This is a genomic window from Rhodococcus sp. (in: high G+C Gram-positive bacteria) (assembly GCF_049286785.1).
Classification (GTDB): domain Bacteria; phylum Actinomycetota; class Actinomycetes; order Mycobacteriales; family Mycobacteriaceae; genus Rhodococcus_F.
In genome coordinates, this window is record NZ_JBAQEO010000318.1 from 1 (window position 1) to 2,616 (window position 2,616).

3 protein-coding genes are annotated in these 2,616 nt (G+C 63.5%); 2 read left to right on the top strand and 1 reads right to left on the bottom strand.

Annotated elements, in window-relative coordinates; all coding sequences use genetic code 11:
• A partial coding sequence (locus WAW17_RS12190) for a type I restriction-modification system subunit M N-terminal domain-containing protein (RefSeq protein WP_422333236.1) occupies positions 1-376 on the bottom strand: 376 nt, incomplete at its 3' end.
• A 362-nt stretch (positions 377-738) separates the two neighbouring features.
• Here WAW17_RS12190 and WAW17_RS12195 point away from each other — a divergent pair.
• Positions 739-1,008: a hypothetical protein gene (locus WAW17_RS12195; RefSeq protein WP_422333237.1), complete on the top strand. Its 270-nt coding sequence runs from the start codon at positions 739-741 to the stop codon at positions 1,006-1,008.
• Between the two features lie 173 nt (positions 1,009-1,181).
• Positions 1,182-2,396 (top strand): sigma-70 family RNA polymerase sigma factor, encoded by a 1,215-nt coding sequence (locus tag WAW17_RS12200; RefSeq protein WP_422333238.1) that lies wholly within the window; start codon positions 1,182-1,184, stop codon positions 2,394-2,396.
• Positions 2,397-2,616: the final 220 nt, after the last annotated feature.

Consider the following 2,616-nt stretch of genomic DNA (forward strand, 5'->3'; position numbering starts at 1 on the left):
ACTCCGCCTTCTCCAGAGCGAGGATCTCCTTCTTGAAGTCGAAGTACTCGAACACGTCGACATCGGGCGAGAACCGGTCGATGTAGTCGGCCAGGTTGTCCGCCAACCCGTCGGCGTCTTTGAGGAGGTTGGCGAAGGAGTAGTTCGAGGTGTTATAGAACGGCCGCCCGGTGGCCTTCTTGACCTCGATCTTGAGCCGGTTGGGGTTGTCGTACTTCGCCGCCAGCGCGCGCACCGTCTCCCGGTCGGGCTCGATGATGCAGTCGAGGCGGCGCAGGATCGTGAGCGGGAGGATCACGTTGCCGTACTGGTTGGGGCGGTAGGGACCCCGAAGTTGGTCGGCGATCGACCAGATGAAGCTACCGAGGGTGCTCACAAGGCTCCTTACGAGGCTCACTCGACGATGAATATTGGACGCCCAGCGCGAGCCCGTGCGCGCCGTCCGAACAGGCGGCGCACCGTCTGCAGCAGTCGGTGCGTCACAAGAGCATCATTGCGCATCACGACACTCCCGCGTGCCACGAGGTCAGCAGAGCGGCTGGCTCAGCGAATCCGTCGCGGTCGGCTTCCTCGCCGTGAACGTTCCCTGGGGCACAAAGCTGATCAACGTAGGGAATGTGTCCGACAGGGGTGGGGGAACACGTGGGGCGGGGAGGCGTGGACCGTGCGGAGCGGCGGCGAACGGCCTACCTATTCGTCAGGTTCCGATATCTCGCCTTACCAGCACCCGGCACCGGCATGCACCACAATGCTGTCGGCTCGCTCATCCTCGCCGCCTACGACGACACCGGCGCCCTCAAGTACATCGGGAACGCCGGCACCGGCTTCACCTCCGCTGCGCGGGGTCAGCTCCGAGACCAACTCTCGGAGCTCGAACGGTCCACGAGCCCGCTCACAGATCCGGCGCCGAAGCCGATCGCCGCATCGCACACTGGGTCGAACCCGTCCTTGTCGGCGACATTCAGTACCGCGAATACACAGGCAACGACAAGACTCCTGACCAGGTAAACCTTCCCGAAGCCCCATAGGACTCGAACTCGAACCTCCCGTGCAGCAGCCGGATCGGAAGAACTATGTGACGGAGCTCTCGGAACGGAATCGGGGACGACTGTCGTGAAGTAAATATGACGATGATCAACGAGCAGACGGACCGAGCAGTGGCACAGATGACGAGGCACCCGATGAGCGACGAGGAACGCGAGCCCACTGCGGCTGAGATGTTGGAGTGGCGCCGCGACAATGTGTTCCTCCCAGAGGCCAAGGCGACCCCGGACGAGTTCCCAAGCCTGTACAACCTTTCGGCGGGGTTGATGTTCGGTGGTGTGGTTCGCCCCCTGGAGCCGGCATCGCCGGAGTACGTGGCGCTCTCGATGCCCCACACTCCGGATCTGGAGCTGGCTGGAGCGGTCGGGCAGTGGAACATGCTGTGGGAGTCGGCCCAGTTCCGGCGCCGGTTCTTCGACGTGGACGATCTTCCGGACCAGTTGGCTAAGGTCGCGGAGCTCGGGGACGTCAACGTCACGTTCGTGCCCCGCACACGGTCGCGATACTTTGAGTACGCGCCGCTGCTGCACCTGCTGCCGAAGCGCGTCCTGGACATATTCGGATTGCCGACGCTACGTCGCGGACAGTGGCCGTTCATGGCTGACAATGCGGGTGTCGATGACTTCCTGCCAGCCGACTTCGCTGCCCGGCTCACCCGGGCGTGGGCGTGGACGGTGTGGCCACATCTGGAGTCGGGGTCAAAGATGAAGGCGTTCTCGGCCGACGACCCGATACGGATGCTGACCCACAATCTCGACTTCTGGGTGCCGGCCGTCACGGCAACCATCCAGGACCGGTTGCGTGACTTCCCTGAGGTCGACAAGGGCAAGACCGCCGGGCCGGTCACTCTCGAGGATGGCAGCGTGCTCGAGGCGGCTGTGGCCGGCAACCCCAGGAAGGGCGGGCCCGTCTGGTTCGGCGAGGACGACGCCCGTGAAGCCCTGGTCGAGACGGTGGAGGCCGCGGACCGAATCGGTCAGCTACGCGGCATCCTCGACGCTGTCCGCTCTCACCGGATCGAGGACGACTTTTCCAGCCACTGGTCGTACGCGAGAGAAGACTTCGAACGAAAGCTGCACGGCAAACGGCGAAAGATCAAGGTGGCGTTCGTCGAGTTGACCGACACCATCCCGATCCAAGGACCGGAGAGCGAGATCGTGGGCAACGTCGTCACCAACGACTTCCTCGCGCTGCTCGATGCCCGTAACAGGCAGATCGTGGTGCTCCTCAACAGCGGCGTGACCAGCAAGACCGAGATCGCCGAGATGCTGGGGTACGCCAACCACAGCGCCGTCTCGAAGCGGCTGGCGCAGATTCGCCGGGACGCGGAGACGTTCTTCAAGGAGGACTGACCCGTCGAGACGCGCCGGGCTAGGTGGGCAACCTGGAGACGGACCGGAGCGGCACGGTCTCCGTCGGCAGGTGTTGGTACATCGGGGTGAACAAAAGCCCAGGTCAAGCGATCTGATAGGATATACCAGGATACACCTCTAGCCGACGCCATTTCGCTGGTGTCGGCTTCTTGTGTGACCGGTTTCCACCAACAACTACAGAGAGAGGAGGTGGTAGGCA

Excerpts from the sequence above, each read along its gene's own strand:
- WAW17_RS12200 (WP_422333238.1), top strand. The coding sequence starts at position 1,182 with ATGAGCGACGAGGAACGCGAGCCCACTGCGGCTGAGATGTTGGAGTGG.
- WAW17_RS12195 (WP_422333237.1), top strand. The coding sequence starts at position 739 with ATGCACCACAATGCTGTCGGCTCGCTCATCCTCGCCGCCTACGACGAC.